This is a genomic window from Geodermatophilus sabuli, assembly GCF_900215145.1.
In the GTDB taxonomy this organism is placed as follows: domain Bacteria; phylum Actinomycetota; class Actinomycetes; order Mycobacteriales; family Geodermatophilaceae; genus Geodermatophilus; species Geodermatophilus sabuli.
This window is the reverse complement of sequence record NZ_OBDO01000008.1, coordinates 92,764-115,304: the sequence shown is the minus strand read 5'-3', so window position 1 is coordinate 115,304 and position 22,541 is coordinate 92,764. Positions and strand designations below refer to the sequence as shown.

Annotated in this window: 20 protein-coding genes; 11 read left to right on the top strand and 9 right to left on the bottom strand. The window is 73.9% G+C overall.

Annotated features, from left to right (window positions below):
* Positions 1 to 73: 73 nt before the first annotated feature.
* The 6 genes from CRP39_RS26955 (at position 74) to CRP39_RS17670 (ending at position 6,211) form a co-directional block, all read left to right on the top strand.
* A complete protein-coding gene (locus tag CRP39_RS26955) occupies positions 74 to 229 on the top strand; it encodes a hypothetical protein (protein ID WP_172442503.1) in 156 nt (51 codons plus the stop codon).
* Between the two features lie 180 nt (positions 230 to 409).
* Positions 410 to 1,150, top strand: a complete 741-nt coding sequence (locus CRP39_RS17690; protein ID WP_172442502.1) for an alpha/beta fold hydrolase — start codon at positions 410 to 412, stop codon at positions 1,148 to 1,150.
* Positions 1,151 to 1,158: 8 nt separating this feature from the next.
* Complete coding sequence (locus CRP39_RS28105) at positions 1,159 to 3,420, top strand: SpoIIE family protein phosphatase (RefSeq protein ID WP_097207696.1); 2,262 nt, start codon at positions 1,159 to 1,161, stop codon at positions 3,418 to 3,420.
* Positions 3,421 to 3,504: 84 nt separating this feature from the next.
* Entirely contained in the window at positions 3,505 to 3,828 is a 324-nt protein-coding gene (locus CRP39_RS17680; RefSeq protein WP_097207695.1) for a hypothetical protein, read from the top strand.
* A 97-nt stretch (positions 3,829 to 3,925) separates the two neighbouring features.
* On the top strand, positions 3,926 to 5,086 hold the full coding sequence (locus tag CRP39_RS17675) for an acyl-CoA dehydrogenase family protein (RefSeq protein WP_097207694.1): 1,161 nt from the start codon (positions 3,926 to 3,928) through the stop codon (positions 5,084 to 5,086).
* Between the two features lie 51 nt (positions 5,087 to 5,137).
* Positions 5,138 to 6,211, top strand: a complete 1,074-nt coding sequence (locus CRP39_RS17670) for an acyl-CoA dehydrogenase family protein (RefSeq protein WP_097207693.1) — start codon at positions 5,138 to 5,140, stop codon at positions 6,209 to 6,211.
* A 90-nt stretch (positions 6,212 to 6,301) separates the two neighbouring features.
* Here the strand turns inward: CRP39_RS17670 and CRP39_RS17665 are convergent, their stop codons facing one another.
* The 3 genes from CRP39_RS17665 to CRP39_RS17655 all read right to left on the bottom strand — a co-directional run bounded on the left by CRP39_RS17665 (position 6,302) and on the right by CRP39_RS17655 (position 8,442).
* Positions 6,302 to 6,922 carry a putative quinol monooxygenase gene (locus CRP39_RS17665; RefSeq protein WP_097207692.1) on the bottom strand — a complete coding sequence of 207 codons (621 nt, stop codon included), beginning with the start codon at positions 6,920 to 6,922 and terminating at the stop codon, positions 6,302 to 6,304.
* Between the two features lie 176 nt (positions 6,923 to 7,098).
* Complete coding sequence (locus CRP39_RS17660) at positions 7,099 to 7,719, bottom strand: antibiotic biosynthesis monooxygenase (protein ID WP_097207691.1); 621 nt, start codon at positions 7,717 to 7,719, stop codon at positions 7,099 to 7,101.
* A gap of 267 nt (positions 7,720 to 7,986) precedes the next feature.
* A complete protein-coding gene (locus tag CRP39_RS17655; RefSeq protein ID WP_143426691.1) occupies positions 7,987 to 8,442 on the bottom strand; it encodes an HNH endonuclease signature motif containing protein in 456 nt (151 codons plus the stop codon).
* Positions 8,443 to 8,641: 199 nt separating this feature from the next.
* Between CRP39_RS17655 and CRP39_RS17650 the strand changes: the two genes are divergently transcribed.
* A complete protein-coding gene (locus CRP39_RS17650; protein ID WP_216359790.1) occupies positions 8,642 to 9,382 on the top strand; it encodes an alanyl-tRNA editing protein in 741 nt (246 codons plus the stop codon).
* 3 nt (positions 9,383 to 9,385) lie between these two features.
* Here CRP39_RS17650 and CRP39_RS17645 read toward each other — a convergent pair whose 3' ends face one another.
* On the bottom strand, positions 9,386 to 10,141 hold the full coding sequence (locus CRP39_RS17645) for a DUF6308 family protein (RefSeq protein WP_097207688.1): 756 nt from the start codon (positions 10,139 to 10,141) through the stop codon (positions 9,386 to 9,388).
* 131 nt (positions 10,142 to 10,272) lie between these two features.
* Between CRP39_RS17645 and CRP39_RS17640 the strand changes: the two genes are divergently transcribed.
* The gene (locus tag CRP39_RS17640; RefSeq protein WP_143426690.1) at positions 10,273 to 12,111 is read left to right on the top strand and encodes an ExeM/NucH family extracellular endonuclease; all 1,839 of its coding nucleotides are present in this window, start codon (positions 10,273 to 10,275) and stop codon (positions 12,109 to 12,111) included.
* On the opposite strand, the gene CRP39_RS17635 is transcribed toward CRP39_RS17640, so the two are convergent.
* From CRP39_RS17635 to CRP39_RS17615, 5 genes are all read right to left on the bottom strand, one after another.
* Positions 12,108 to 13,292 carry an alkaline phosphatase gene (locus tag CRP39_RS17635; RefSeq protein ID WP_097207687.1) on the bottom strand — a complete coding sequence of 395 codons (1,185 nt, stop codon included), beginning with the start codon at positions 13,290 to 13,292 and terminating at the stop codon, positions 12,108 to 12,110. The genes CRP39_RS17640 and CRP39_RS17635 overlap by 4 nt on opposite strands.
* Before the next feature lie 130 nt (positions 13,293 to 13,422).
* Complete coding sequence (locus CRP39_RS17630; protein WP_097207686.1) at positions 13,423 to 14,454, bottom strand: glutathione S-transferase family protein; 1,032 nt, start codon at positions 14,452 to 14,454, stop codon at positions 13,423 to 13,425.
* Positions 14,451 to 14,975 carry a hypothetical protein gene (locus CRP39_RS17625; RefSeq protein ID WP_097207685.1) on the bottom strand — a complete coding sequence of 175 codons (525 nt, stop codon included), beginning with the start codon at positions 14,973 to 14,975 and terminating at the stop codon, positions 14,451 to 14,453. The genes CRP39_RS17630 and CRP39_RS17625 overlap by 4 nt, the downstream gene beginning before the upstream one ends.
* 26 nt (positions 14,976 to 15,001) lie before the next feature.
* Positions 15,002 to 15,931, bottom strand: coding sequence for an agmatinase (speB, locus tag CRP39_RS17620; RefSeq protein ID WP_245853946.1), 930 nt, complete (start codon positions 15,929 to 15,931; stop codon positions 15,002 to 15,004).
* A gap of 136 nt (positions 15,932 to 16,067) precedes the next feature.
* A complete protein-coding gene (locus CRP39_RS17615; protein WP_097207684.1) occupies positions 16,068 to 17,996 on the bottom strand; it encodes a primary-amine oxidase in 1,929 nt (642 codons plus the stop codon).
* Between the two features lie 267 nt (positions 17,997 to 18,263).
* On the opposite strand from CRP39_RS17615, the gene CRP39_RS17610 reads away from it, so the two are divergent.
* The 3 genes from CRP39_RS17610 (at position 18,264) to CRP39_RS17600 (ending at position 22,528) form a co-directional block, all read left to right on the top strand.
* Positions 18,264 to 19,610 (top strand): glutamine synthetase family protein, encoded by a 1,347-nt coding sequence (locus CRP39_RS17610; RefSeq protein WP_097207683.1) that lies wholly within the window; start codon positions 18,264 to 18,266, stop codon positions 19,608 to 19,610.
* Between the two features lie 267 nt (positions 19,611 to 19,877).
* Positions 19,878 to 20,915, top strand: coding sequence for a YlbE family protein (locus tag CRP39_RS17605; protein ID WP_216359789.1), 1,038 nt, complete (start codon positions 19,878 to 19,880; stop codon positions 20,913 to 20,915).
* Between the two features lie 119 nt (positions 20,916 to 21,034).
* Complete coding sequence (locus CRP39_RS17600) at positions 21,035 to 22,528, top strand: APC family permease (RefSeq protein WP_216359788.1); 1,494 nt, start codon at positions 21,035 to 21,037, stop codon at positions 22,526 to 22,528.
* Positions 22,529 to 22,541: the final 13 nt, after the last annotated feature.

Sequence of the window (22,541 nt, the reverse complement as noted above, 5' to 3'; positions counted from 1 at the left end):
ACGGCAACCGGGAGGTCACCTCCGTGACACGTCGGTTGCCTACCGTTCGATCGCGTACCCCGAGGAGGCAGCCATGACGACGCAGACCCTGTCCCGCCGAGACCTGCCCGCGCCCGGGACGCGCACCCGCCCGCGTCCGGACCGCAGCGCCTGGACCTGCCCGAACTGCCAGCGGGTCACCGACCCGCCGCGCAAGCGCTGCACCGACTGCGGCACGTCGCGCTACTGACCGACCGCCCCGCCCACGGGCCTCCCCGGTGCCGCACGCGCGGCACCGGGGATCCGGTGTCCGGCATCCGGCGCGGCGTAGGGGCAGGGGACGGGGAGGGGCCGGTCCGGCTACCGTCAGCCGGTGAGCGTGGTCATGCGGAACCGGGTCCGTGTCAGCGGTCTGCCCACAGGTCGCCCCATGCTCTTCGCCCACGGGTTCGGCTGCGACCAGTCGATGTGGCGCTTCGTCGCCCCGGAGTTCGAGGCCGACCACCGCGTCGTCCTCTTCGACCACGTGGGGTTCGGTCAGTCGGACCTGGCGGCCTACGACCCGCAGCGGTACGGCTCGCTGCGCGGGTACGCCGCCGACGTCGTGGAGCTGTGCCGGGAGCTGGAGCTGACCGACGTCGTCTTCGTCGGCCACTCGGTGAGCGCGATGATCGGCGTGCTGGCCGTGCAGCAGGCCCCCGAGCTGTTCGGGGCGCTGGTGATGGTCGGCCCCAGCCCCCGCTACGTCGACGACGGCGACTACACCGGCGGCTTCTCCCGTGCCGACATCGCCGGGCTGATCGAGAACCTGGACAGCAACCACCTCGGCTGGTCCGAGGCGATGGCGCCGGTGATCATGGGCAACCCCGGCCGCCCGGAGCTCGCCGCCGAGCTGACCAACAGCTTCTGCCGGACCGACCCCGACATCGCCCGCCGGTTCGCCCGGATCACCTTCCTCTCCGACAACCGCGCCGACCTGGCGGACGTGCACGTGCCCACGCTGGTGCTGCAGTGCAGCGACGACGTGATCGCGCCGGAGACGGTGGGCCGCTACGTGCACGAGCACGTGCCCGGCAGCGTGTTCACCCAGCTGTCAGCGACGGGGCACTGCCCGAACCTGTCCGCACCGGAGGAGACCACCGCGGCGATCCGGGCCTTCCTCGGCCGCTGAGCCCCGCCATGGACCACCGCGGCGACCCGCCCCCGACCGAGCTGTCCCGGCTGCTCGACGACGACCCGGCCGAGCTCTACGAGAGCGCGCCGTGCGGGTACGTCTCCACCCTCCCCGACGGTCGGGTGGTCAAGGTCAACCGCACCTTCTGCGAGTGGACCGGACGGGACGCCGGGGACCTCTTCGGCACGCGGTTCCAGGACCTGCTCAGCACGGGTGGCCGGGTGTTCTACGAGACCCACCTGGCGCCGCTGCTGCGGATGCAGGGCGCGGTGCGGGAGGTGGCGCTCGACGTCGTCCGGGGCGACGGGTCGCTGCTGCCGTGCCTGGTGAACGCGGTGGAGGTCCGCGACGACACCGGTGCGCCGGTGCTGCTGCGGACGACGGTGTTCGAGGCGACGTCGCGCCGCCGGTACGAGCGGGCGCTGCTGGCGGCCCAGCGTGCGGCCGCGGAGTCCGAGGCGCGGTCGCGCACGGTGCAGCAGGTCGTCTCCGAGCTGGCCGCGGCCACCAGCGCCCGCGAGGTGGCGGGCGTGGCCGTCTCCCGGGCCCGGGAGGCCGTCGGCGCCAGTGGGGCGGGGCTGTGGCTGGCCGCCGAGCGGCGGGCCACGACCCGGCCGGGGCCGTCGGTGCCGCCGATCGAGCTGGTGGCCAGCGACGGCATCCCGGCCGACCTGCTGGAGGCGATGGCGGCGGCCGCCGCGGGCGGCGCGGAGCTGGTGCGCGGTGGCGGGGCGCACACGGTGCCGCTCGGGGCGGGCATGCGGGCCGTGTGGCCGGAGCTCGCCCGGGCCCTGGCCGACGCCGGCCAGGAGGCGCTCGTCGTCGTCGCCGTGAACGCCGACAGCCGGCACCTGGGCGCGCTGGTGCTGCTGCTGGGCGCGGTGGGGGACAGCGAGCTGATCGACCTCACCGAGCCGGGGCACCGCGGGTCGCTGTCGCGGGCCGACACGGAGCTGCTCGAGACGGTGGGCCGGCAGGCCGGCCAGGCGCTGGAGCGCGTGCGGCTGTACGAGGAGACGGCGCAGCAGGCGGCGCGCTCGGCGTTCCTGCTCGACGCCGCCCGGCTGATGGCCTCGGCCGTCGGGGTGGCGGAGACCGCGGAGCTGCTGGCGGAGCTGGCCGTGCCCCGGCTGGCCGACCTCTGCGTCATCGACCTGGCCGGCGAGCAGGGGCTCACCCGGCCCGCGGCGCGGCACGGCGACCCGGCGCGGCAGGCGGTGGTCGCCGAGCTGCAGGAACGGCACCTGCCCAACCGGGGGACCCCGCACCCGAGCGTGCGCGCCATGGTGGAGGGGCGGACGGTGTGGGTCCGGCAGGTCACCGACCGGTTCCTCGCCGAGGTCACCAGCGACGAGCGGCACCTGGAGCTGGCCCGGTCGCTGCAGCTGGCCAGCCTGGTGTGCGTCCCCCTGGTGGCCGAGGGGCGCCCGCTCGGCGTCCTGACGCTGGCCGCCGACCGGTGGCGCCGGCCGTTCACCGCGGCCGACGTCGAGGTCGCCGAACAGCTGGCGCTGCAGGTCTCGCAGGTGGTCGACAAGGCGCAGCGGTTCGAGCGCGAGGAGCACACCTCCCACACGCTGCAGCGCAACCTGCTGCCCCCGGTGCCGCCGGAGGTGCCCGGGCTCGCGGTCGCGGTCCGGTACGTGGCGGCCAGCCTCGGCGCCGACGTCGGCGGGGACTTCTACGACGTCGTCCCGCTGCCCGGCGCGCAGGTGGCGCTGGCGGTCGGGGACGTGGTCGGGCACGACATCACCGCGGCCGCCGTCATGGGGCAGCTGCGCAGCGTGTACCGCTCGCTGCTGGTCGACCGGCCGCCGCCGAGCGCGGTCATCGACCGGCTGCAGGCCGGGTGGTCGCTGCTGGGCCTGCAGCGGATGGCCACCGCACTGTTCGTCTCCCTGGACCCGGCCACCGGGCAGCTGCGCATCGCCTCGGCCGGGCACCTGCCGCCGCTGCTGGTGTCGCGCGGGCACGCCGAGCTGCTCGACGTGCGGCCGAGCCGGATGCTGGGAGCGCCGCCGGCGCCGGCTCCCGCGGCGGAGTGGGCCGGGGTGCTGCCGCCGGGGGCCACGCTGGTGCTCTACACCGACGGCCTGGTCGAGAGCCGCGACGCCGACCTCGACGTCGGCCTCGAGGCCCTGCTGGCGGCCGCCGCCGGAGCCGGGACGGCCGACCCGGACGAGCTGTGCGACCGGCTGCTGGCCGACCTCGCCGGCGGGGTGCGGGCCGACGACGTGGCGCTGCTGGCCATCACACGGCTGCCCTGATCCCCGGGGCGTCGACGACGCCTCTGGCGCCGGGGCACCCGGCGCGCGACCATCGGCGGAGGCACTGCGGCGCGGGAGGCGGCCATGGAACGTTCCCAGGACCGGGGAGCGCCCAACCCGGTGGTCGAGTCGATCGACGGCGCCACCGGTGACATCACGATGTCCGGTGACGCGATGCGCTGGTCGCCGGAGCTGGCCGAGGCGCAGGCGCGTGAACCGGCGGCGGCCTTTCCCGGGGTGGACGTCGCCGCCGGGTTCGGCGCGCTGATCGGCCTGGACGGTGCCGGGGTGCGGCGGCTGGTGACCGGCGCGGTGACCTCGCTGGCCTCGGTGGCCGGGGACGTCGTGTCCGAGCTGCGCCAGATCACCCGCGGTCCCGACCAGGACGACGACGCGTGGACCAACTGACCCCCTTCTGCGCGGGCTCCGGACAGGCCGCCGTCGGCGGGGGCCTGTAGAACCGACGTCGGAGGAGCACCACACCGACGTGGGGGGATCGCACCGCATGAGCAGCTCGCTGGCCCTGGCGCCCGCGCCGCCGTCCGAAGCCGCCGAGCGGGTGCGCGCGGAGGTGCGGGAGTTCCTCGCCGCCGAGCTGGCCGCGGGCACGTTCACCACACACGTCGACACCTGGCTGTCCGGCGTGGACCCGGCGTTCTCCAGGAAGCTCGGACAGCGCGGCTGGCTCGGCATGACGTGGCCGCAGCGCTACGGCGGGCACGAGCGCTCGGCGATGGAGCGCTACGCGGTCACCGAGGAGCTGCTCGCCGCCGGGGCGCCGGTGGCCGCGCACTGGATCGCCGACCGGCAGTCGGGGCCGAACCTGCTGCGCTACGGCACCGAGGCGCAGCGGCAGGCGATCCTGCCGCGGATCGCCGCGGGTGAGTGCTACTTCGTCATCGGGATGAGCGAGCCGGACTCCGGCTCCGACCTCGCCTCCATCCGCACCCGCGCCACCCGCGACGCCGGCGGTGACTGGGTGGTGAACGGCGCCAAGGTGTGGACGTCCAACGCGCACGCCTCGCACTACGGGATCGTGCTGGTGCGCACCTCGCCGCTGGACCCGGCCGACCGGCACGCCGGCCTCTCCCAGCTGCTGGTGGACCTGTCGCTGCCGGGCATCACGGTGAACCCGATCCGGATCCTCGACGGCGGGCACCACTTCAACGAGGTGGTCTTCGACGACGTCGTCGTCCCCGGGGACATGCTGCTCGGCGAGGAGGGCGCGGGCTGGCACCAGGTGACCGCGGAGCTGGCGTTCGAGCGGTCCGGGCCCGAGCGGTTCCTGTCGACCTACCCGCTGCTCGCCGAGTTCGCCCGCCGCGCCTGCGACTCCGGCGACGCCGCGCAGCAGGCCACCCTCGGCCGGCTGTCGGCGCGGCTGCTGGCGCTGCGGCAGCTGTCCCTGCGGATCGCCGCCGCGCTGGACCGAGGAGAGGTACCCGACATCCCGGCTGCCCTCGTCAAGGACGTGGGGACGACGTTCGAGGCCGACGTCATCGACGAGATCCGGCGGGTGGTCGCGGTGGTCCCGTCGCTGGACTCGCCCGATCCGCTGGGCCGGGCGCTGGCCGAGGCGCAGCTGCACGCGCCGGGCTACACGCTGCGGGGCGGGACGAACGAGATCCTCCGGGGGATCGTGGCGCGCGGGCTGGGGCTGCGATGACGACGGCCGAGCGAGGAGCGGGACGAGGTCGGAGTCGAGCCGGGGGCTGCGATGAGTGAGCACGCCGACCTGGTGGTCGGGACCGTCCGGGACATCCTCGCCGCGCACGAGGCGTTCGCGCTGACGCCCGAGCGGCCGTGGGACGCCGGGCTGTGGGCCGACCTGGCCGACGCCGGGCTGACCGGGGTCGGGCTGCCCGAGGAGGCCGGCGGCTCCGGTGGTGAGCTGTCCGACGCGGTCGCGGTCGTGCGCACGCTGGCCGCCGGCGCGGCCGCGGTGCCGGTGGCCGAGCAGCTGCTGGTGGCCGGGCCCGCGCTGCTCGCCGCCGACCTGGACCTGCCCTCACCCGAGGAACCGCTGACCATCGCGACGGGTGGTGTGGTGCACGCCGAACCGGTCGACGACGGCGACGGGCCGGGGCGCTGGACGCTCACCGGCACCGCCACCGACGTCGCCTGGTCGGGGGTCGCGCGGCACGTCGCCGTCCTCGCCGCCGCGCCGGCGGGCATCGAGGGCGCCGTCCTGGCGCTGGTGGACGCCGAGGGGCTGGCGACCAGCGAGGCGCGCAACCTCGCCGGGGAGCCGCGCGGGTCGCTGGTGCTCGGGGGTGCGCCGGCCCGTGGTGCGCTGCTGAGCCCGGCGCGGGCGGCGGAGGTGCGGGCCCGGTACGCGCTGGCGCGGGCGGTGCAGCTGGCCGCGGCGCTGGAGCAGGTGCTCGACCTGACCGTGCGGTACGCGGGCGAGCGGGAGCAGTTCGGCCGGCCGATCGCGCGCTTCCAGGCGGTCCAGATGGAGCTGGCGGAGATGGCGGGGGAGGTCACCGCGGTCACGGCCCTGGTGGACGCCGCCGTCCAGACGCTGGCGCGCGGTGAGGACGTCGTCCTGGCCGCCGCCGCGGCGAAGGTGCGCGCCGGGGCCGCGGTCGAGGTGGTGGCGCGGCTGGCGCACCAGGTGCACGGGGCGATCGGTTTCACCCAGGAGCACCGGCTGCACCATCTCACCCGGCGGTGCTGGTCGTGGCGGGACGAGGCGGGGTCGGAGCTCACCTGGGCCACGGTGCTGGGCGTCGGGCTGCTGGCCGACGGGCCCGACGGGTTGTGGCCGGCGCTCACCCGCGTCGTCTGAACGCGCGGGGCGGGGACCGCCGGTCCCCGCCCCGCCATGGCCCGTCCAGAGGCTCGCCGCGAGCCTGCGAGCAGTGAGGAGGGGCCTCCTTCAGACGGTCTCGGGGACCCGCAGGTGGTGCAGGACCAGCTCGAACTCGGCGACCTCGAGGATCTGCGCTCCCATCGCCGCGGCGAACTCCTCCCGGACCGCCGTCGCGTTGGTGCGCGACTGCTCCATCGTGGCCCGGTCGGCGTAGGTGACCGCGCCGGCGCCGCGGCCCTCCCGCCGGTCCATCATCAGGCTGGCGCTGCAGAAACCGTCCATCTCCTCCAACCGGGGCAGCAGGCTCATCTTGTAGGCGTCGACGACCCGCTCGACGTTCGACGGGTCGGTGCGGCTCCAGGTCACCCGGGTGCAGGCCCCGTCAGGAGCCTGGTGCGCACGGTGCAGGACGGCGATCTCCCAGACCTGCACCTCGGGCTGCCCGCCGAGGATCCGGCTGGCCTCGTCCCGCATGGGCCCCACGCGGTCCATCGTGGCGCGCATCGCCTCCTCGGTCTCCCACGCCGACGTCACGATGCAGCGACCGGAATGGCGGTCGGCCAGCATCGACAGGCCGACGCAGCCCTCCATCTGCTGCACCTTCGGCATCACCTGGTCCCGCATGTAGGCGGTCGCCTCGTCGATCGCCCCGGGGTTGCCGCGGACGGTGGTCGTTCGGGCGTACATGCCACCACTCCTCTCCGGGAGGCGGCGAGGCCCCTGCGGCATCGCCGCGATTCGGAGCCTGCTCGCCTTCCGGGGGTGTGGCAATGGGCTGGGCCGGTGGAGGTGGCCCCCGACCGGTGCTCCGAGCGGTGCCCCGGCCGGTGCTCGCCGCGCCGCGGACACCGGCCGGTGCGCGATCAGACGGTCTCGGGCACCCGCAGGTGGGCGAGGACGAGCTCGAACTCGGCGATGTCGGTGATCGCGATGCCCATGGCCGGCGCGAACTCGTCACGCAGGCCACGCGCCTGCTCGCGGGTCTCCTCCATGTCGGTGCGGCTGTCGTAGGTGACGGCGGAGACGGCCATCCCCTCGGCGGGGTGCATCATCAGGCTGACGCTGCAGAACCCGGGGAGTTCCTCTATCCGGGGCATCAGGGACATGCGGAACGCGTCGAGCGTGCGGCCCATCGCGTCGGGATCGGCGCGGATCCAGGTGAGGCGGGTACAGGCGCCGTGGTGCGCCTCGTGGGTCCGGTGCATGACGGCGACCTCCCACTCGTGCACCTCCGGTTGACCACCGAAGATCTCCGCCGCCTTCTCGCGGGACGCCCGCACGCCCTCCGCGCTGGCGTGCATCGCCTCCATGTCCCGCCAGGACGTCGTGACGATGCAGTGGCCGGTCTGACGGTCGGCGAGCATCGACAGGCCGACGCAGCCGTCCATCTGGTGGACCATGGGCATCACCTCGTCACGGACGTAGGCGATCCCGTCGTCCATGGCCTGGGGGTTGCCGTGGATGGTGGTCGAACGGGCATACATGCCACCACTTCCTCTCCAGAGGGGACTCTCGAAGGAGACGGCGGTGCCCGTGCGGCAGCGCCGCGCCACTCAGCGTCCTCGGCAGGGCCCGGCCTGGCAACGGCCCGAGGTCCCTGGGGGCGCCGTTCTCCCGGCACCGGGGCGTCGTGGCCGACGGGCCGCCACGCGCCGCACTCCGGCGGCCACGCCCCGGACCCGCGTTCGACGCCCGGCCGGACGCTGCCGTGGCCCACACTCCCTGACCGCCTCCTCCGGCGGCCGTCGTGGTCAGTCGGTCCGGGGGTCGGGGGGTGCGGTCTCGTCGAGCCAGGGTGGGTCGGGTTCGGGCCAGGGGTGCCAGCCGGGTGGGGTGCTGATGCGGGTGGTGCCGGAGGGGGTGCGGACGAGCAGACGGCCGTCGGGGAAGAGGTGGAAGGCCCAGCCGGGGGCGAAGGTCGTGATGCGGTGGTGGGTGCGGCACAGGCAGCACAGGTTCCAGCACGTGGTCGGGCCGCCGTCGGCGTGCGGGGTGGCGTGGTCGAGGTCGTGGCGTGCGGGTGGGCGGCGGCAGCCGGGCCAGCGGCAGCGGCGGTCGCGGGCGCGGACGAACCGGCGCTGGGTGGCGGTCGGCCGGTAGCGGGAGGTCGGCGGTGGGGGCCGCAGGCCGGGGCCGTCGGCTAGGGGGCGCGTCGACTCGTCGCCTTGTCCGCATGTCGGCTTCTCGCTCCGTGCACGGGTCGACATGTCGGCGCGTCGACAGCGGGCCGCTGGGCCGGCGGGGCTGCTCCGTCCTCTCCGTCGGCGGCGGGTGTCTCCGGCGGCGCGGCGGAGTTCGGCGCGGGTGGCGACGGCGAGCAGGGCGCCGGTGGCGGGGGAGTGGACGGCCATGGTCGTGGACGTCGGAGGGTGCCGCTCGGCCGCCACACGCGGCAGCATGCGCGGGGTGACCAGCGCGACGGACCGACACGGCCACACCCACCGGCTCGACCTCGCCGACGCGACCGTCCGGGAGTGGGACGCGACCGTGGTGGCGGCCGACCCGGAGCAGGGGATCGTCCTCGACCGCAGCGCCTTCTACCCCGGAGGCGGCGGGCAGCCGCCGGACGAGGGCGTGTTGCTGTGGGGCGGCGTCCGCACCCGGATCGCCGGCACCCGCAAGGGCGACGAGCTGTACCTCGTCCCGGTGGAGGGGGACCCGGTGCCACCGCCCGGGACGGCGGTCCGCGGCGCGCTGGACGACGAGCGGCGCACGCAGCTGATGCGCACCCACTCCGGCCTGCACGTGCTCACCGGCGTCGTCTTCCGTGACTTCGGCGCGCTGGTCACCGGCGGCAACATGGAGCCGCTGACCGCGCGGATGGACTTCGACCTGGCCGAGGTGCCGGCCGACTTCAAGGAGCGGGTGGCTGAGGCGGTCAACGCCGAGATCGCCGCCGACCGCCGCATCGAGGTGACGACCCTGCCGCGGGAGGAGGCGTTCGCGATCCCCGACATCATCCGGACGGCCACCAACCTGCTCCCGCCCGACATCGAGGTGGTGCGGATCGTCGACATCGTCGGCCTCGACACCCAGGCCGACGGCGGCACGCACGTCGCGTCGACGGCGATGGTCGGCCGGGTCGAGGTCGCCAAGATGGAGAACAAGGGCCGCGGCTTCCGGCGGCTCCGGATCCGCATCGTGTGAGCGTCAGTCCCGGCCGGTCCACTCCGCGGTCGACCGGCCCAGCGCGACGGCGTGGGTCAGCCGCAGGCTGCCGCTGAGCCACACCAGGACGTCGTGCCACCGCAGCCGCCCGGGGCCCGGCGTCCCGAGCAGTGAGCGCAGCGCCGCCTCCAGCGCGGCGAACCCGTCGGCGTTGGCGACGAGCTCCCGGTGCACCACGGCCGCGACCCCGCTGTCGCCCTCCTCGACGTGCGGCCAGAACTGGCGCAGCGTCGTGCCGTCGAGCAGCGGGAACAGCTCCGGGCGCCGGTGGTGCAGTGCGGCCGCCACGTAGCTGGAGTCCCGCACCGAGCCGAGCCGGGACAGCGATCGCAGCGCGGCCCCCACGGTCCCCGGCTCACCGAGCACCGAGAACTCCTCGGTCGGCAGCTCCCAGAACGCCCGGCCGGCGGCCCGCTCCGTCGCGGCGTCGGCCAGGTCACGGACGTCGTCCAGCGCCCCGCGCACCGCCGTCCAGCCGTCGCGGGACAGCCGGCCGTGCAGGCACTCGGCGGCCAGCAGGTCGTCCTCGCCCAGCGGGCCCGTGGCGCGCGGCCGGCCGTCGAAGCGGACGTAGCCGAAGGCGGCGACCTGCAGCCACCGGCCCTGCGGCACGCTCGGCGACCGGAAGCGCAGCGGCCGCCGGCCGCGCACGTAGCCCAGGACGGCGGCGAGGGCGACGTCGAACGGGATCGGCTCCGGCCCCGCGCTCGGCAGGTCGAGGGGAGGGCCGGACGCCACCGTCCCAGCCTGGCCGATGGCGGCTCCGGAAGCGCCTCGACATGCGCGTGCGGCGAGGCCGTCCGGGCGGCAGGTCACCGCGGGGGCACCTACCGTGAGGGACAGCGTCGTCCCGACGAGAGGAGCGCCCCGTGCTCCCGTCCGCCAGCCGTGCCGCCCTGGGTGCCGGCGTCCTCGTCCTCGCCGGCCTCCCGGCCGCCGCGCACGCCGCCGTCGACTGCGCCGCCGCCCCGACGCACGAGATCGGCCAGGTGCAGGGCAGCGGTGACACCACCCCGCTCGTCGGGCAGCAGGTCACCGTCTCCGGCGTCGTCGTCGGGGACCTGCCCGGCCTGTCCGGCTTCGCCCTGCAGGACCCGGACGGCGACGGCGACGAGGCCACCTCCGACGGCGTCTTCGTGTTCAGCCCGGTCGACGTCGTGCTCGGCGACACCGTCACGGTCACCGGCGAGGCGCAGGAGTTCGGCGGCCAGACGCAGGTCAGCGCGCGTACCGACGTCGCCGTCTGCGCGGAGGGCGCCGACCTCCCGGACGCCGCCGTCCTCGACCTGCCCGCCGGCGACCCGACCCGCGAGCGCCTGGAGGGGATGCTCGTCGAGCCGGCCGACGTCCTGACGGTGAGCGACGTGTTCGACCTGGTCAGCTTCGGCGAGCTCACGCTGTCCGAGGGCGGGGTGCTGGTGCAGCCCACCGAGGTGGCCCGGCCCGGCCCGCCCGCGCAGGCGGTGGCCGCCTACGACGCGCGCCGGCGCCTCCTCCTCGACGACGGCCTCAGCGCCCGGGTGAGCCCCAGGACGCGCCCGTACCTGTCACCGGAGACGCCGGTGCGGGTGGGCGACGAGGTCCGGTTCGCCGAGCCGGTCGTCCTCGGTCAGGGGTTCGGCAGCTACCGGCTGCAGCCGGCCGACGGCACCGCCGAGGGCGTGTTCGCGCCGCAGGACACCCGCCCGGGCGCCCCGGACGACGTCGGCGGCGACCTGCGGATCGGCGCGTTCAACGTGCTCAACTACTTCCTGACCCGCAGCGGCCCCGATGCCCGCGGTGCCCGCACCGACGCGGAGTTCGAGGAGCAGGCCGCCAAGGTGGTCGCGGCGATCGACGGCCTGGACGCCGACGTCGTCGGCCTGCTGGAGATCGAGGACACCGACTCCACCGGCTACCGCCCCGGCGACGCCGACCGGGCGCTGGCCGACCTGGTCGACCGGCTCCGGCAGCGCACCGGGGAGCAGTGGGCGTACGTGCCGATGCCGGCCGAGCTGTACGGCGTGGACCGCGACGCGATCCGCAACGCGATCGTGTACCGCGCCGACGTCGTCACCCCCGTCGGCGACCCGGTGGGGCTGGTCGACGAGACGGTGTGGGGCAACGCCCGCGAGCCGATCGCGCAGACCTTCGCCCGGGACGGCGAGGCGGTCACCGTCGTCGCCAACCACTTCAAGTCCAAGGGCTCCGGTGACGCGGCCACCGGCGACAACGCCGACAGCGGCGACGGGCAGGGCGCCTGGAACGGGGACCGGGTCCGGCAGGCGCGCTCGCTGGCGGCGTTCGTCGAGCGGCTGAGCGCCACCGACCCGGACGTCGTCGTCCTCGGCGACCTCAACGCCTACTCCCAGGAGGACCCGGTCCGGGCGCTGCGGGACGCCGGCCTCACCGAGCTCGGCGAGCGCTTCGACCCCGGCCGGTACAGCTACGTGTTCGACGGCCGGTCCGGCTCCCTGGACCACGCGCTCGCCACGCCGTCCCTCACCGCGCAGGTGACCGGGCTGGCGCACTGGAACGTCAACGCGGTCGAGTCCGCGGCGTACCAGTACGACGGCGACCCCGCCCTCTACGCGCCCGACCCGTACCGCTCCAGCGACCACGACCCGCTCGTCCTCGGCGTCGACCTCGGAGGTCTCGGAGGCGTCGGCGGCGCAGCCGGCGCGCCGGGACCGGGACCGGTGGGCGGAGCCGCGGGGGGAGGGTGCTAGCCGAGCAGGGCGGCGCGCATGACCTCGTGCAGGTGGGTGTTGGGGTGGGTGCCGGTCAGCTGTTCGCTGCCCGGTCCCTCGGCGGTCACCGGGACCGGCTCCCCGGTGTGGCCGTCGGTGCTCCACCGCAGCCGGAAGGTGTCGTCGCTGCCGGCCACCGGGAACGGCCCCTCGCCGCCCCGGCCCGTCCCGCGGCCGCGGGAGGAGTCGTCCCCGCCGGTCGACGGTGTCCCGTCGTCGACGGTCAGCCCGCCGGTCTCGTGGTCGCCGGTGACGACCAGCAGCGTGTCGGGGTGGGTGGCGACGAAGTCCCGGGCGACCTGCACCGCGTCGTCCAGGGAGCGCATCGACTCCAGCAGCAACCCGCCGTCGTTGTCGTGGCCGGCGCTGTCGACGCCCTCCTCCTCGACGAACAGGAAGAACCCGTCCGCGTCCGCGGACAGCACCTGCAGGGCGGTGGCGGTCATGGTCGCCAGCGACACCTCCGGGCTGTCCTCGTCGTACAGCACCTCGTCGGCGAACAGGCCGAGCAGCCGGTCGCTGTCGGCGGCGGAGGCGAGCCCCCCGGCGGTGGCGACGTACTCGTAGCCGAGGTCCCGCGCCCGGTCGGTCAGACCCTCGTCCTCCCACACGTCGGCGCCGCCGCCGAGGACGACGGAGGGCCCGCCCTCCTCCAGGTACTGGCGGGCGATGGACTCCTGCTCGTCGCGGTCCTCGGCGTTGCTGAAGAACGCGGCGGGGGAGGCGTCGGTGACCTCGGCCGTCGTCACCAGGCCCGTGGCCTTCCCGGCGGCCGCCACCTCGGCGCCCAGCGTCGGCAGCGGCTCGCCGTCGAGATCCACGCTGATCGCGCCGTTGTAGGTCGTCTGGCCGGTGGCCCACGCCGTGGCGGCCGCGGCGGAGTCGGTGACGTCGGAGACGGCGGGATCGGTGGTCAGCCGGCCGCTGACCGGCAGGGCGTCCATGGCCAGCCGGCCGCCGGGTCCCTCCTGGTCCAGCCGCCCGGCCTCCCGGTGGGCGGCGGCCATGCCGTCCCCGCTGACCAGGATCACGCTGCGACCGGCCGTCGCGCCGCCCGGGGCAGCGGGTCCACTCGTCGAGCCGGCGTCCGGCGACCCGGTCTCGCAGGCCGGCAGGGTGAGCACGAGGAGAGTCAGGGCGGCGGTCACGCGGCGGCGCATGCCCCGATCGTGCCGCCCCCGGGGAGCGGATCGGCGCATCCGGTGCAGTCGGTCGGCCGCGCGCCGGCCGTCCTCGAGGTGCCGGCGCGCGGGCCCACGGGCAGAAAGGGCCATGTGTGCCCCCGGGGGCTCAGCGGTGGCCGAGGCCGCCCGGTCCGGAGTCGGCCGGGACCGTCTCGTCCGCCGACGGCGGCCCGGGCGGGGTGCCGTCGCCGAACGGGGCGCCGCCGAGCTCCTCGCGGCCGTGCGGGGTCAGCCAGTTCGCGGTGTCCGGACCCTGCGGGATCACCTGGGTCGGGTTGATGTCGGCGTGGACGACGTAGTAGTGCTCCTTGATCTGCGGGAAGTCGATCGTGTCGCCGAAGCCCGGGGTCTGGAACAGGTCGCGGGCGTAGGCCCACAGCACCGGCATCTCGCTCAGCTTCTGCCGGTTGCACTTGAAGTGGCCGTGGTAGACGGCGTCGAAGCGGACCAGCGTGGTGAACAGCCGGACGTCGGCCTCGGTGATCGAGCCGCCCATGAGGAACCGCCGGGTCGACAGGCGCTCGGTGAGCCAGTCCAGCGCGGTGAACAGCCGGGCGTAGGCCGTGTCGTAGGCGGCCTGGTCACCGGCGAACCCGCAGCGGTACACCCCGTTGTTGACCTCGGTGTAGACGCGCTGCATGACGTCGTCCATCTCCTCGCGCAGCGCCTCGGGGTAGAGGTCGGGGGCGCCGTCGCGGTGGAACGCCGTCCACTCGATGGAGAGGTCCAGCGTCATCTGCGCGAAGTCGTTGGTGACCACCTGCCCCGTGGGGACGTCGACGATCGTCGGCACGGTGATGCCGCGGTCGTAGTCGGGGAAGCGGGCGAGGAAGGCCTCCTGCAGCCGCTCGTAGCCCAGCACGGGGTCGCGGCCGCCGGGGTCGAGGTCGAAGGTCCAGCTGCGCTCGTCGTGGGTGGGCCCGCACATGCCCATCGAGATGACCTTCTCCAGGCCCAGCAGGCGACGCACGATGACCGCCCGGTTGGCCCACGGGCAGGCGCGCGCCACGACCAGCCGGTAGCGGCCGGCCTCCACCGGCCAGCCGCCGGAGCCGTCGGCGGTGATCCGGTCGGGGATGTAGTTCGAGTCGCGGTTGTACTCGCCGCCGGTGACGTAGCCGCTGTTTCCGTCGCTCACGTCCCCAGCTTGATCGACTGGACGGCGGTGCGCTCGTCAGGGGCGGCCGCGTCGCGGAGGCGAGCCGACCCCGGCGCGGCGGGCGCCCGGTCCGCGGGCGCGGGCGGCGACGGTCGGCGACGGGCCCGGCGGCCCAGGAGCACGACCGCGGCCAGGACGACCTGGCCGCCCACCAGGGCGACTCCCGCCCACATCAGCGCGCTCGGGGAACCGACGGCTGCGGGTCCCGGGTCTGCACCGTGGTGTCCGTGACCACCGAGCCCCTGGACGTGCAGCAGCAGCATCCCGCCGTCCACCGTGGCGGTCGTTCGCCACACCCCGGGGGTCGGCCGCCGCCACAGGTGCCATGCGCAGGGCAGGCAGGCCACGCCCATGACGGTCATGGCCAGTGACCCCAGCGAGGACGCGTCGAGAACCAGGACGTGGACGACGACCGACATCGACGCCATCGCGGCCGCGACCCGGCCCGGGCTCAGGGCCCGGGCCGGGGCGACGGCGGGCCCCGGCCCGGCCGCGATCATGGATCCGGCCTCACGTCCGCCTCCGCTCAGCCGGCGTCGACGGGTCGCGCCGGGTCGACGTCACCGACGTCGAGGGCTGACATCTCCTCGGTGAGACGGCGTCGCTCGACCATCCCGGTGGTCATCTCCAGCACGACCCGGTTGGCCAGCGCGGCGGTGATGTTCATGGGCTGGTCGTAGTGCGGCGCCACCTCGACGATGTCGGCGCCCACGACGTTGAGCTCCCGGGCCAGCCTCCGCACGGTGGGGAGGAACTCGCGGGCGAGGATCCCTCCGGGCTCGGGCGTTCCGGTGCCGGGCGCCATGCCGGGGTCGACGACGTCGATGTCCAGGGACAGGAACACCGCCTCCGCCCCACCCGTCAGGGCGTGGTCGACGGCCTCGTCGACCACCGGGTCCAGACCGCGCTCGTTGATCTCGTCCATGAAGAAGGTGCGCATCCGTTGCTCCTCCATCCACGCGACCACCTCGGGCGGTGGCCAGTAGCCCCGTAGCCCGATCTGGACGAACCGATGCCCGGGGACCGCGCCGGACTCGATCAGGCGGCGCATCGGGGTGCCGTGCCCGTAGAGGTGACCCCACTGGTGCGGAGCGGTGTCGGCGTGGGCGTCGAAGTGGATCAGCGCCACGTTGCCGAAGCCGTGGTGACGGGCGACCCCGGTCGCGTCGGGGTAGGTGATGGTGTGGTCACCGCCCAGCACGATCGGGATGGCGCCGGCCGCGGCCACGGTGTGGACCCAGCTCTCGATGAGCTCCAGGGACGGCTCGATGTGCCCGCCGACGACGGGGATGTCCCCGGCGTCGACGACGGGCAGTTCGAACAGCGGGTCGATGCCGGTGCTCAGGTGTGGCCGCCTGCCGTCCGGCGGCAGGTAGTCCGCCTCACGGATCGCTCGCGGACCGAAGCGGGCCCCGGGCCGGTAGCTCGCGCCCCAGTCGAACGGTGCCCCGAGCACCACGACCTCGCCCGGACGCGCCTCGTCGTGACGGCGGTGCGGGATGCCGCAGAAGGAGCCGCGGCTGCCGAAGGACTCGCCCGAACGGGTGCGAAGGGGTCCGGCGGGCGCGCGTCCGGGCTCGGGAGGTCCCAGCTCATCGCCCGTCCTCCCCGTGGCAGTGACCGTTCCCGCTGGTCCTGGGGAGGTCGAGCGTGGGATTGCGGTCGAAGAAGCCGAAGGGCTGGAGCATGAAACCAACGTGCTGGCGGGGCATGACCGGCCAGTCCTCGAGGCGCACCACGTGGTGCATGCCGAACGTGTACCAGACCACGATGTCCTCGTCGGTGATGCTGCGGTTGGCACTGGTCCAGGCGGGCAGGCCGTCACCGCCGCGGTGCTGGTTCGGGTACTCGCCCGCGGGGAACCGCTCAGCCGGGTCGTAGGGGGTGACCCACAGGTTGTTGGTGGCGAAGGCGGCCCGCTTGGCGACCGAGGCGTCGGGCCGGGCCGCCATCGTGATGGCGTCGGTCGGCACCAGGCGGTAGGCGACCGGCTCGTCGACGACGTTGCGGCGGTCGTGGTTGACGACCTTCCAGAAGCGGTGCCGGCCGGCGTCGGCGGTGCGGATGGCATCCTGCTCGCGCTCCAGCAGTCGCTCGACGGTGTAGAACGCGCTCCCGGTCGGGTTCACCTCGGGGATCTCGGTGTCGACCTCGTAGACGGCGTTGGCCGGACCGTCGAGGGCGACGTCCAGCCGCACGTTGAAGATGTGCTGGTGGATGGGGGCGTACAGGCCACCGTTGTTCAGGGTCTGGCCGTACCGCGACTTCTGCCCCGGCGGCTGCCCGGCCGTGGACAGGATCCCGGTCGCCTTGACCAGGAACTCGATGGTCCCGTCGAGGTAGAGGTGCCAGTAGAAGCCGTACTCGTAGTTGGCGACCGTGGCGATGAAGGACACCACCAGGCGGCGGGACCGGCGCACCTCGGCCTCGTCGACGCGGAAGTCGTAGTGCTTCCACGCGATGGAGTCGTCCTCCTCGTGCATGCACACGGCGTTCCTGATCGTCAGCGGGTTGCCGTGGCTGTCGTTGACCACCCCGTCGAAGTAGCGGATCTCACCGAGGCAGTCGCAGCCCAGTGACAGGCTGTTGGCCAGCGCCCCGATGTTGTACTCCCCGGCGTCGAAGGCGTTCTTCTTCGACTGCACAGCGGAGGGGTCCCCGTAGGGGACGACCATCTCCACCAGCGAGGCGCGGTGCAGCACCGAGCGGTCGACGTCGCCGTCGCGGTAGTGGACCTGGTGCAGCACCAGCCCCTCCCGGGGCGTGAAGCCGATCCGGAACGACCAGTTGGCCCACCGCACGTGGTTCCCGGTGACCTCGAACGACGGACCCTCGGGCTGGGTGATCTCGATCGGCCGCAGGTCGGTGCGGGCCGGCCCGACGTGCCGGGGCAGGTAGTTCCCGGATTCGCGCGGCACCGGGACGAACTCGCCGTCCTCGACCTCCACGACCTCGCCGGCGTTGAGGTCGTAGACGACCACGAGGTTCTCGGCGGGGTGTGCGTAGGGGTTGTCGTGCGGATCCAGCCGCGTGTACACCAGCGCGCGGATCAGTCGGCGCCCGTGGTCGTCCACGCCGTAGTAGCCGGCCGACCAGGGCTCGATGCAGACGAGGTCCAGGTCGGTGAGCCCTCGCTCGGCCAGTGCCGCCACCACCCGGGGATCGGCTTTGCAGCAGCGCTCGCACTCGTCGAACTCGTCCAGCATGATCGCCGGCTGCGTGCCCACCGGCAGGTCCACCCACCCGGTCACGACCCCGGCACCCAGATCGACGACCGCCTCGGACGCCCGTCCCGTGCCCCGGTCGACGAGGACCGCGAAGGCTTCACGGACCACCGACTCCGGGTCGACGGCCAGGGTGCGCTTGTCCGGCTCGCGGAGGGAGACGGACACGAACCGCACGCCCTCGCCCCGGGCCGGCCCCTGCCGGAGCACCTCGACCGCCCGGGTCACCTCCTCGGCCGAGAGCGGATCGAGGGGATGGCGGACGGAGGTGTGGACGTCGGCCGTTTCGAGGCTCATGGGGCTCCCTCTGTCGTGGGCGGGGCCGTCCCCGGCCGAGGTGGCGGGCGGGGGCGTCTGGAGACCGCGCGGGCGGCCGTGTCGGCCGCTGATGTGATCCAGGTCTCTCGGTGAGCGGGGACCCTAGCCACGACGGACTGTCGCTGCCAAGAGGCAACTCGATCCCCTTCCGCCCTGTGGCGTCGGATTTCGACACAGGAGGCAGGTCGGGGCTTGACAACGGTCGCGTGGCTGGCAGGCTGCGGCGAAATCCGATGGGAGTGACCTATGACACACGTCCACGAACTGCGCGACCGCCTGGTCGAGCGCGGCGTCAAGTACGTCTTCGGCTGGTACACCGACATCCACGGCGTGCCCAAGAGCAAGTGCGTCCCCGTCCGATCCCTCCCGTCGATGGCCGAGGGCTCCGAGCTCTACACCGTCGGTGCCTTGGAGGGGATGGGCGACCTCGGTCCGCACGAGGACGAGTGCGCGGGTCACCCCGACCTCGACCGGTTGGTGGTCCTGCCGTGGGACGAACGGTTCGCCCTGGTCCCGACCCGGCTGCACCTGGGCGGCGAGCCGTACGCGCAGGACGCCCGCAACGCGCTGGTCCGTCAGGTGGACGCCGCCGCGGTCGCCGGCTTCACGGCGAACGTCGGCATCGAGCCGGAGTTCTACGTCGTGCGGGAGACCCCTGAGGGGTGGCAGCCGCTGGTGCCCGGTGACCGGGTCAACGCGCCGACGCGCGGCTACGACCTGGAGGCCACGATCCTCGCCGAGCCCTTCCTCGGCCCCATGGTCGAGCACATGAACAGCCTCGGCTGGGGCGTCTACTCCTTCGACCACGAGGGCGGCGACGGCCAGTACGAGTTCAACTTCGACTACACCGACGCGCTCACCATGGCCGACCGGATGGTGCTCTTCCGGCTCATGGCCAAGCACGTGGCCCGGGAGCTGGGCTGCATCGCGACGTTCATGCCCAAGCCGTTCCAGGACGACTTCGGCTCGGCGGCGCACATCAACATCAGCCTCGCCGACGTCGACACCGGCGAGAACGTCTTCGCCGCCGGCGACGGCACCCGGGCCTACAGCGACCTCTCCCGCCACTTCGTCGCCGGGGTGCTGGCCCACGCCGGCGCGATCAACGCGGTCATCTGCCCCACGGTGAACTCCTACAAGCGGTTCACCAGCAAGGGCTTCATGGACGAGATCTCCTGGGCGCCGGTCCACCGGGCGTGGGGCGAGAACAACCGCACCCTGATGTGCCGGATGCCGGTCAACCGGCACTGCCTGGAGGTCCGCACCGCCGACAGCGCGGTGAACTACCACCTGGGCATCGCGATGGTGCTGGCTGCCGGACTCGACGGGATCAAGCGGCAGCTGGACCCGGGGCAGCCGATCAACCGGGACACCTACAAGCTCTCCCCGGAGGAGCTGGCCGGATACGGCGACCTGGCGCTGCCGGCCACCCTCGACGAGGCGCTCGACGCATTCGCCGCCGACGACGTCGCCCTGGAGGTCTTCGGCCCGGAGTTCCACGCCACGTACCTCGCCTACAAGCGGCAGGAGGCGCACGAGTACCGGTCGGTCGTCACCGACTGGGAGACCCGCACCTACCTGCAGCGGATCTGAGGCCGCCGGTGACCATCGACGCGCGGACCCTCGTCCTCGACCTGCCCGCCGAGGTGGAGCAGCGGCGTCGGACGGCCAACGCTGAGACGCTCTCCCGCCTGACCACGGCCGAGCCGCTCCTGGTCGACGTGGCACCGGCGGGAGACGTCGTCCCGGGCATGACCCCGACGACGATCCTGACCTCGGGGGCTCCGCTCGAGTGGGCGGAGTACACCGGGGGCCAGCGCCGGGCGGTCCTCCACGCGGCCGTCTACGAGGGGCTCGCCGGTGATCCGGCCGACGGAGGAGGCCATCGCCGCCGGCCGGGTCCGGGTGCGCAGCACGCAGCAGCACGCCTGCATCGGCTCGGTCGCCGGCATCTACACCGCCTCGATGCCGGTGCTCGTCGTCCGGGACGAGACCCACGGGAACACCGCCTTCTGCAACCTCTACGAGGGGGAGAGCCGGCACCGGCTCAACTACGGGTCCTACGACGACGAGGTCGTCCGCGGTCTGCGGTGGCTGGAGACCACGATGGGGCCGGTGCTCGCGGAGGCGCTGCGCCGCGGCGGTCCCATCCGGCTCAAGCCACTGATGACCCGCGCACTGCGGCTCGGCGACGAGCTGCACAGCCGCAACACCGCGGCGACCCTGCTGCTCACCCGGGAGCTCACCCCCACCTTCCTGGACCTGGACCGGACCGAGCACTCCGCGGCGGTGCGGCAGGTGCTGGCGTTCCTCGGCCGCAACGAGTACGCCTTCCTCCGGGTCGGCATGGCGGCGGCCAAGGCCACCGCCGACGCGGCACACGGGGTTCCCCACAGCAGCGTCCTCACCGGGATGGCGTTGAACTGCCGGGAGTTCGCCATCCGGGTCAGCGGTCTGGACGACGAGTGGTTCCGCGGGGTCCACCCCCGCCTCGAGGGCCGGTTCTTCGACGGGTTCACCGCGGCCGACACCGAGTGGATCGGTGGGGAGAGTTGCGTCACCGAGACGGTCGGACTCGGCGGCTTCGCGCAGGTGTGCGCGCCGACGTTGCAGGCCTACCAGGGGGGCACCGCCGACGCGATGCGGGCCAACAATGAGGCGATGTACGCCATCACGGTGGGGGAGCACCCCCACTTCCGGCTCCCACCGCTGGACTTCCGCGGCTCCCCGATCGGCATCGACGTCTTCGCGGTCCTGGGAAGCGGGGTCACCCCCGTCATCGACGGCGGCCTCGCCGGGAGGGACGGCGGCCAGATCGGGGCCGGCGTGCTGCGCCCGGATCTCGACTGCTTCGCCGACGCCGCCGACGCCTACCTCCGTCGGTACGCCGACGACTGAGCCTCCAGGGGCCGGTCCTCCCCGCCGGTCACACCGCACCGGCGAACGCCTCGCCGGGCGGCGCACCTGCTTCGTAACGACCCCGTCCGCAGCTCCGCTCCGACCTGCAGGGAGATCTCGTGGCAACCTCCGACCCCGTCCGGCCGGCACCCCCCGCCGCCGACGTCCCCGGCCCCACCCCCGCGGGCCCCCGCTCGCGTCTGTCCCGCGGCAGCATGGGCACGTTCGAGCTCACGTTCTTCGTCGTGGCGGCCGCCGGCCCGTTGCTCATCGTCGCGGGGTACGCGCCGCTGGCGTTCCTGATCGGCGGGCTGGGCGCGCCAGGTGCCCAACTCGTGGCGGCACTCGTCCTGCTGCTGTTCGCCGTGGGGTTCACCCGCATGGCGCTGCGCATCCGCAACCCCGGCGCCTTCTACTCCTACATCGGTCGCAGCCTGGGGCGCCCGATGGGCGGGGGCGCGGCGATGCTCGCCCTGGGTGCCTACTCCGTCATCGCGGTGGGACAACTCGGCGCGATCGGCGCGTTCGCCTCCAGCACGGTCACCGCGCTCACTGGTGCCGACGTCCCCTGGCCGGTGTTCTCCCTCGCGGCCATCCTGATCGTCGTCGTCCTCGGGCACCGGCAGATCTCACTGAGCGCCAAGGTGCTGGGGGGCGCGCTGCTGGCCGAGGTCGCCATCCTGTTGATCCTGGCCGTCCCGGTGCTCCTCCAGGGCGGCCCGGAGGGCTTCAGCTTCGGGTCGTTCGCCCCGTCGGCCGTCTTCGCCGGCGGGGGCACCGGTGCCATGTTCGCCATCGTGTTCGGTGCCTTCATCGGCTTCGAGTCGACGGCCATCTACGCCGAGGAGACCCGCGACCCGGCACGGACGGTGCCCCGGGCGACCTTCCTCGCGATCGGGTTCCTGGGCATCTTCTACACCTTCATGGCGTGGATCGCCGTCATCGCCTTCGGTCAGTCCGAGGTCGTGGCGGCGGCGTCCGCCGACCCCGTCGGACTCTTCTTCACCGCCACCGAGCAGTACGTCGGGCACTGGGCCACGGTGGTCATGGAGGTGCTGCTGGTCACCAGCGCCTTCGCCTCGACGCTGGCGTTCCACAACACGGCATCGCGGTATTTCTTCACCCTCGGGCGCGAGGGACTGCTGCCCCGCCGCCTCGCCGCGGTGCACCCGGTCCACGGCTCCCCGTACGTGGCCAGTGGCGTGCAGGCGACGATCGCCGTGCTGGTCGTGGTGGTCTTCGCGGCCTTCGGCGCCGACCCCTACCTGAGCCTGTTCCTGCTGATGGTGGCTCCCGGCGTCCTGGCCGTGATCGTCCTGCAGGCGCTGTGCGCGGTCGCGATCGTCGTGTACTTCCGTCGCCACGCCGGAGAGGGGGACATGTCGATCTGGGCGACGCTGGTGGCTCCGCTGGCGAGCCTCGTCGGCCTGCTGGTCGCCACCTGGCTGGTGGTGATCAACTTCGACCTCCTCACCGGGCGTACCGACTGGGTGAACGTGCTCCTGCTGGCCTGCCTGCCCGTCACCTTCGCGGCCGGGGTCGTCGTCACGCGGGCCATCCGCCGTCGCGATCCGGGGCGGTACCAGTTTCTGACGCAGACGCAGATCTACTGAGGCACGGGACATG

What these genes read in the sequence shown, in the direction of transcription:
- CRP39_RS17670 (WP_097207693.1), top strand. Translation starts at nt 5,138, where the DNA reads ATGAGTGAGCACGCCGACCTGGTGGTCGGGACCGTCCGGGACATCCTC.
- CRP39_RS17655 (WP_143426691.1), bottom strand. Translation starts at nt 8,442, where the DNA reads ATGTCGACCCGTGCACGGAGCGAGAAGCCGACATGCGGACAAGGCGAC.
- CRP39_RS17635 (WP_097207687.1), bottom strand. Translation starts at nt 13,292, where the DNA reads ATGCGCCGCCGCGTGACCGCCGCCCTGACTCTCCTCGTGCTCACCCTG.
- CRP39_RS17615 (WP_097207684.1), bottom strand. Translation starts at nt 17,996, where the DNA reads ATGAGCCTCGAAACGGCCGACGTCCACACCTCCGTCCGCCATCCCCTC.
- CRP39_RS17660 (WP_097207691.1), bottom strand. Translation starts at nt 7,719, where the DNA reads ATGTATGCCCGTTCGACCACCATCCACGGCAACCCCCAGGCCATGGAC.
- CRP39_RS28105 (WP_097207696.1), top strand. Translation starts at nt 1,159, where the DNA reads ATGGACCACCGCGGCGACCCGCCCCCGACCGAGCTGTCCCGGCTGCTC.
- CRP39_RS17690 (WP_172442502.1), top strand. Translation starts at nt 410, where the DNA reads ATGCTCTTCGCCCACGGGTTCGGCTGCGACCAGTCGATGTGGCGCTTC.
- CRP39_RS17675 (WP_097207694.1), top strand. Translation starts at nt 3,926, where the DNA reads ATGAGCAGCTCGCTGGCCCTGGCGCCCGCGCCGCCGTCCGAAGCCGCC.
- CRP39_RS26955 (WP_172442503.1), top strand. Translation starts at nt 74, where the DNA reads ATGACGACGCAGACCCTGTCCCGCCGAGACCTGCCCGCGCCCGGGACG.
- CRP39_RS17680 (WP_097207695.1), top strand. Translation starts at nt 3,505, where the DNA reads ATGGAACGTTCCCAGGACCGGGGAGCGCCCAACCCGGTGGTCGAGTCG.
- CRP39_RS17610 (WP_097207683.1), top strand. Translation starts at nt 18,264, where the DNA reads ATGACACACGTCCACGAACTGCGCGACCGCCTGGTCGAGCGCGGCGTC.
- CRP39_RS17665 (WP_097207692.1), bottom strand. Translation starts at nt 6,922, where the DNA reads ATGTACGCCCGAACGACCACCGTCCGCGGCAACCCCGGGGCGATCGAC.
- CRP39_RS17625 (WP_097207685.1), bottom strand. Translation starts at nt 14,975, where the DNA reads ATGATCGCGGCCGGGCCGGGGCCCGCCGTCGCCCCGGCCCGGGCCCTG.